The 6,726-nt window shown below is 63.4% G+C and carries 6 protein-coding genes and 1 tRNA gene; 1 reads left to right on the forward strand and 6 read right to left on the reverse strand.

Annotation, left to right across the window (positions count from 1 at the left end; genetic code table 11):
* On the forward strand, positions 1–370 hold a 370-nt coding region (locus ACXJL8_RS29610; RefSeq protein WP_456686064.1), incomplete at its 5' end, for a cation transporter dimerization domain-containing protein.
* 185 nt (positions 371–555) lie between these two features.
* On the opposite strand, the gene ACXJL8_RS29615 is transcribed toward ACXJL8_RS29610, so the two are convergent.
* From ACXJL8_RS29615 to clpX, 6 genes are all read right to left on the reverse strand, one after another.
* Positions 556–1,416 (reverse strand): class I SAM-dependent methyltransferase, encoded by an 861-nt coding sequence (locus ACXJL8_RS29615; RefSeq protein WP_456620172.1) that lies wholly within the window; start codon positions 1,414–1,416, stop codon positions 556–558.
* Between the two features lie 24 nt (positions 1,417–1,440).
* Positions 1,441–1,704: a hypothetical protein gene (locus ACXJL8_RS29620; protein WP_456620173.1), complete on the reverse strand. Its 264-nt coding sequence runs from the start codon at positions 1,702–1,704 to the stop codon at positions 1,441–1,443.
* Positions 1,705–1,789: 85 nt separating this feature from the next.
* Positions 1,790–1,866 (reverse strand) — tRNA-Val (locus ACXJL8_RS29625).
* A 62-nt stretch (positions 1,867–1,928) separates the two neighbouring features.
* A complete protein-coding gene (locus tag ACXJL8_RS29630) occupies positions 1,929–2,333 on the reverse strand; it encodes a GFA family protein (RefSeq protein ID WP_456686065.1) in 405 nt (134 codons plus the stop codon).
* Positions 2,334–2,397: 64 nt separating this feature from the next.
* Entirely contained in the window at positions 2,398–4,821 is a 2,424-nt protein-coding gene (gene lon / locus ACXJL8_RS29635; protein ID WP_456620175.1) for an endopeptidase La, read from the reverse strand.
* Positions 4,822–5,146: 325 nt separating this feature from the next.
* Positions 5,147–6,418 (reverse strand): ATP-dependent Clp protease ATP-binding subunit ClpX, encoded by a 1,272-nt coding sequence (gene clpX, locus ACXJL8_RS29640; protein WP_456686066.1) that lies wholly within the window; start codon positions 6,416–6,418, stop codon positions 5,147–5,149.
* Positions 6,419–6,726: the final 308 nt, after the last annotated feature.

The following is a 6,726-nucleotide window of genomic DNA, read 5'->3' on the forward strand; positions in this document are numbered from 1 at the left end:
GCTCTGGCTCGATCCCGTCACCAGCCTCGTCATCTGCGCCACCATCCTCTGGAGCACCACCAGCCTGCTGCGCGGCTCCATCGACATGTCGATGGCGGCAGCACCAAAGGGCACCGACCTCGCCGCGATCAGGGCGTTTCTGCTGGCGCGACCGGGCGTCTCAGGGATCCACGATCTCCACGTCTGGCCGATCTCGACCACCGAAACGGCGCTGACCTGTCACCTCGTCATGCCCGGCAGCGCCGGCGACGATTTTCTGATGGAGACGGCGCAGGCGCTGAAAGCATCATTCCGCATCGGCCACACCACGCTTCAGGTGGAAACGCATCCCGACAATGGCTGCGCGCTGGCGCCGGATGATGTGGTGTGAGGAGTCTTCGGTGCCGCCCAATCTTGAGATGTCGTCCCGGCGAAGGCCGGGACCCATAACCACAGAACATCGTTTGGCGAAGACTCGTGGTTGTCGGCGTTGCGCTACAACCGCTCCGTGGGGGTATGGGTCCCGGCCTTCGCCGGGACGACACTGAGTATGTGGCGATGTATGAACAGCCGCACCTACGCCGCCTTCGCCGTCACGATCCAGATCGCACCCTGCAACGCCACGCTCTGCCCCTTCAGGAACGGCGCGAGCATCTCGCGGATCGAGGCTTTTGCGGCTTCATAGGTTTCCGGTGGATGGCCCTGGAGTGCGCGGCTGGCCGGGCCGATCTGCAAGGCACCGTCGACCGCCGCCTCGAGCCCGCCGCCGATGGCGACATCCATCGCGAGATTGTGCGGCTCCATCGCCACGTCGACGAAGCCCGCCCCTTTCAGGATGCGCGTCACACGCTCTTCGGATGCGAAGGCGAACGGGCCCGGCTCCTCCGGCCCGACCGGCGGCATTTTCGGCACGTGCTTGTAGACCGCCATCAGCGGCGCCATCATCCAGGGATTTTCCTTCGGCTCGCGCCAGCAGGCAAATGCCAGCCGTCCCGACGGTTTTAGCGCGCGACGAAGGTTGGTGAAGGACGCGATCGGATCGGCAAAGAACATCACGCCGAAGCGTGAGGCCAGCAGGTCAAAGCTTGCCGGCTCGAACGGATGCACCGTCGCATCCGCCAGCACGAAATCCAGCGGCAGATCTTTCGGCGCCAGCGCACGCGCCTGCGACAGCATCGGGTCGGAGACGTCGAGGCCGAGCGCAAAACCGTTCGGCGCCACCGCCTTCGCGAACGCGAATGTGGTCGCACCCGAGCCGCAGCCGACGTCGATCACGCGCTCGCCCGGCTTCGGCTTGGCGCGGTCGAGCAGAGCGTCGGCGATCGGCCCGAGCAGCCGCTCCTGCGCCCCGTGGCGATCGGCCCAGCGCTGCCCGCCCGGGCCGTTCCAATAGGCGATCTGGTCGGCGTTCTGCTCGTGTCCGCTTGGCTGTTGCATCGGGGCCTCTTGATCGCTGCTATTCTACGTCTCGGTAACCCACTGCACGCCAGCAGCAGAAATCTCAAGGAGGAGCGTACGGGACAGCTCGGCCCAGGGCCTGACACTGTCATCGTACTCGATCAACTCATATCGGCGACCACAATTGCGCCAATTGGTGCACGGCGCACAATTGGGCTCTTCGTCCCAGGGAATCGCAGCTAGTCGCCGCAACTCTGCGACGGCCTGCTGACGCGTCTGAAATTGACCTTGCGGCTCGGCATGTAATTCGTCCTCGATGACAAACATGGCCGGATTGCCCCATGCCGGTAGCGTCCAGCTCTGCCGCATTCAGCCGGGCGCGCAGGTCGCCAAGCCGACATGTCTCTGGGAATGGTGGGCGATCACGGATTCGAACCGCGGACCCTCTCGGTGTAAACGAGATGCTCTAACCAGCTGAGCTAATCGCCCTCGCCGCCTCTTTATCCCCACCCGCCCCGTGCGGGCAAGTACGGAACGTCAATCCTCCGGTCTCAATCCCCCGGCCGCCCCGRCAGCCCCGGCACCGCGTCGATCCACACCGCCGCCGACTGGCACCAGATCTGGCGGCTCGGCCGCAGCGCGTCGCGCTGGCGGATTGAGCCCCAGCGGATGCCCCAATCGTCGGCCTGGTCGCCCTCGCCGCTGGTGAACAGCGGGGAACCGCAGTCGGCGCAAAAATGCTGGAAGCGCATCCGGCCATTGTCGCCACGCTTGCCGTAGATCTTTGGCGTTCCGCCGGTCAGCCGGACGTCGGCACCGGAACAGACCGCCGTCACCCGAAACGGCGATCCGGTGAGGGTCTGGCAGTCCCGGCAATGGCAGATCGAGACGGCCTCGGGGTCGATCTCGGCGGCGTAGGTGACCTGCCCGCAATGACATTGTCCGTCGATCTGCATGGCCCTCGTCCCCCAAAACAAAAACGGCGCCCGAAGGCGCCGTTTTATCATCTTTCGATGGAGCTTAGTGAGCGGTCAGGCCGCCGGCGGCTTCGTCGCCGTCCGGCTTCACCGTCACCTTGGTGTCCTCTTCCCAGACGATCGGCACCGGCTTCTTCACCAGCGCCTTGGCGACGACGTCGTCGAGACGGGAGACCGGGATGATCTCCATGCCGCCCTTGATCGCATCGGAAATCTCCGTGAGATCCTTGGCGTTGTCCTCGGGGATCAGCACCGTCTTGATGCCGCCGCGGGCGGCAGCCAGCAGCTTCTCCTTCAGGCCGCCGATCGGCAGCACGCGGCCGCGCAGCGTGATCTCGCCGGTCATCGCGACATCATGGCGGACCGGGATGCCGGTCATGACCGAGATGATCGCGGTGGCCATCGCCACGCCCGCGGACGGACCGTCCTTCGGGGTTGCGCCCTCCGGCACGTGCACGTGGATGTCGCGCCGGTCGAACAGCGGCGGCTCGATGCCGTAGACGATCGCGCGCGAGCGGACGTAGGACGCCGCCGCCGAGATCGATTCCTTCATCACGTCGCGCAGATTGCCGGTGACCGTCATCTTGCCCTTGCCCGGCATCATGACGCCTTCGATGGTCAAGAGCTCGCCGCCGACATCGGTCCAGGCAAGGCCGGTGACGATGCCGACCTGCGGCTCGCTCTCGATCTCGCCGAAGCGGTACTTCGGCACGCCCAGAAACTCTTCGAGAGTCTTCTCGGTGACCTTGACCGACTTCTTCTTGGAGATCATCAGCTCCTTCACCGCCTTGCGGGCGAGTGTCGAAAGCTCACGCTCCAGGTTACGCACGCCCGCTTCGCGGGTGTAGCGGCGGATCAACAGCAGCAGCGCGTCGTCGTCGATCGAGAACTCCTTGGAGTCCAGGCCGTGCTTGGACACCGCGTTCGGGATGAGGTGCTTGCGCGCGATCTCGACCTTCTCGTTCTCGGTGTAGCCCGCGATCCGGATGATCTCCATGCGGTCCATCAGCGGGCCCGGAATATTGAGCGTATTCGCGGTCGTGATGAACATCACGTTGGAGAGATCGTAGTCGACCTCGAGATAGTGGTCGTTGAAGGTCCCGTTCTGCTCGGGGTCCAGGACCTCGAGCAGCGCCGAGGACGGGTCGCCGCGGAAATCGGCGCCCATCTTGTCGATCTCGTCCAGCAGGAACAGCGGATTGGACGACTTCGCCTTGCGCATCGACTGGATGATCTTGCCGGGCATCGAGCCGATATAGGTGCGGCGGTGACCGCGGATCTCGGCCTCGTCGCGCACGCCGCCGAGCGAGACGCGCACGAATTCGCGCCCCGTCGCCTTCGCGATCGACTTGCCGAGCGAGGTCTTGCCGACGCCGGGAGGCCCGACGAGGCACAGGATCGGTCCGGTCAGCTTGTTGGCGCGCGACTGCACCGCGAGATACTCGACGATACGGTCCTTGACCTTTTCCAGCCCGTAGTGATCGGCATCCAGCACCGCCTGGGCGGCTTCCAGATCCTTCTTCACCTTGGACTTCTTGTTCCACGGGATCGACAACAGCCAATCCAGATAGTTGCGCACCACCGTCGCTTCCGCGGACATCGGCGACATCTGGCGCAGCTTCTTCAGCTCGTGCTGCGCCTTCTCGCGCGCTTCCTTGCTGAGCTTGGTCTTGGAGATCTTCTCCTCGAGATCGGCGAGCTCGTCGCGACCGTCGTCGTCGCCGAGTTCCTTCTGGATCGCCTTCATCTGCTCGTTGAGATAATACTCGCGCTGGGTCTTCTCCATCTGGCGCTTGACGCGCGAGCGGATGCGCTTCTCGACCTGGAGCACCGAGATCTCGCTCTCCATCAGGCCGAGCACCTTCTCCAGGCGCTGCGTGACCGACAGCGTCTCCAGGATGCCCTGCCGGTCGGCGATCTTGACGGCGAGATGCGAGGCGACCGTGTCGGCGAGCTTGGCGAAATCGGTGATCGCCTGCACGACGCCGACGACCTCGGCCGAGATCTTCTTGTTGAGCTTCACATAGCTCTCGAAGTCGGACACGACCGAGCGCGCCATGGCCTCGGCCTCGACCGACTTCGCATCGGTGTCGGCGAGCGCAATCGCGGTCGCTTCATAATAGTCGGCGCGATCGGTGTACTTCTGCACGCGCGCACGCTCGAGCCCTTCGACCAGCACCTTCACGGTGCCGTCGGGAAGCTTCAAGAGCTGGAGCACGCTGGCAAGCGTACCGGTCTCGTAAATGGCATCGGGCGCCGGATCATCGTCGGACGCGTTCTTCTGCGTCGCGAGCATGATCAGCGCATCGTTCTTCATCACCTCTTCGAGCGCGCGGATCGACTTCTCGCGGCCAACGAAGAGCGGCACGATCATGTGCGGGAAGACGACGATATCGCGCAGCGGCAACACGGGATAAGCGTGCGTTTCGCCATGGACGATGGTTGGCCTGGGTTTGGGATTAGTCATGGCCTTTTCCTTTTGCTTTGCCCCCTTGCACGCAGCCCGCCATGCTCATGCGCAACCGCCACAAGGTGCCGAGGTGATCCACAAAACCGGTCTACCATTGGTAGGTTGGACCGGGCTTGCCGGATCGGAACTGAGGCGAATCTTTGAAGAGAATTTTCGCTCGCCGCCGACATTAGGTGGCTATCGACCGGGGGGGTGTCAAGTCATTGAAAAACGCGCGCCATCAGGCGCTTACGCACGCGGATAAGCGACGCAACACCGGCTGCGGAAATACAATCCGCAGCCGTCATTCTGACAGGACGATTTGAGCCCCCAGCGCCGTGGTTCAGGCGCTGGCGTTCTCGACCGCGCGATCCGAGCGATCGGCGTAGATGTAGAGCGGACGGGCCGTGCCTTCCACCACTTCGCGCGAGATCACGACTTCTTCCACACCTTCGAGGCCCGGAAGGTCGAACATGGTCTCGAGCAGGATCGCCTCGAGGATCGAACGCAGGCCAYGTGCGCCGGTCTTGCGCTCGATCGCCTTGCGGGCGACCGCGCCAAGCGCCTCGTCGGCGAAGGTCAGCTCGATGTTCTCCATCTCGAACAGGCGCTGATACTGCTTCACCAGCGCGTTCTTCGGCTCGACCAGGATCTTCTTGAGCGAGGTCTCGTCGARATCCTCCAGCGTCGCGACCACCGGCAGGCGGCCGACGAACTCGGGGATYAGGCCGTACTTCAAGAGATCCTCGGGCTCGACGTGACGGAAGATCTCGCCGGTGCGGCGATCTTCCGGCGCCAGCACCTGAGCGGCGAAACCGATCGAGGTCGAACGTCCGCGCGCCGAGATGATCTTCTCGAGGCCCGAGAAGGCACCGCCGCAGATGAACAGGATGTTGGTGGTATCCACCTGCAGGAACTCCTGCTGCGGATGCTTGCGGCCGCCCTGCGGCGGGACCGAAGCCACCGTGCCTTCCATGATCTTCAACAGCGCCTGCTGCACGCCCTCACCCGACACGTCGCGCGTGATCGAGGGGTTGTCGGACTTGCGGCTGATCTTGTCGATTTCGTCGATATAGACGATGCCGCGCTGAGCGCGCTCGACGTTGTAGTCGGCGGCCTGGAGCAGCTTCAGGATGATGTTCTCGACGTCCTCGCCGACATAGCCGGCTTCGGTCAGCGTCGTCGCGTCCGCCATCGTGAACGGCACGTCCAGGATGCGGGCGAGCGTCTGCGCGAGCAGCGTCTTGCCCGAGCCGGTCGGACCGATCAGCAGGATGTTCGACTTCGCGAGCTCGACGTCGTTGTGCTTGGTCTGGTGGTTGAGGCGCTTGTAGTGGTTGTGCACCGCGACCGACAGGACCTTCTTGGCATGGCTCTGGCCGATCACGTAATCGTCCAGGACCTTGCAGATTTCCTTCGGCGTCGGAATGCCGTCGCGCGACTTGACCAGCGAGGATTTGTTTTCCTCGCGGATGATGTCCATGCAGAGCTCGACGCACTCGTCGCAAATGAAGACCGTGGGACCCGCGATCAGTTTACGGACTTCGTGCTGGCTCTTGCCGCAGAACGAGCAATACAGCGTGTTCTTGGAGTCGCTCGTGCCGACTTTACTCATTCATGTCTCCGTCCGCGGTTCGATCTCGTCCGCTCGATCGCCCCATTCCGGCACGCGGCCGGCACAAGGTTCAAATAGAGCAAATTCCGTACCAAAAAAGACCCTACGCGTTACATCCCGTGCGAATCACGGTCACTCGATTCTCCGCGATCTTAGCCGATCAATCGTAGCCAACCATGCTGTCACCCGACTATCAAGAATTCGCTAATCGGGGGGCCGCCGGCTACCCGTGACAATACCGTGATTTCACGTCTTGGCACGGGCGAAGTGATCGAAATCACCCCGGCGTTGCTGGATTGCCACGAAAA

It is taken from the genome of Bradyrhizobium sp. P5_C11_2, assembly GCF_054049755.1.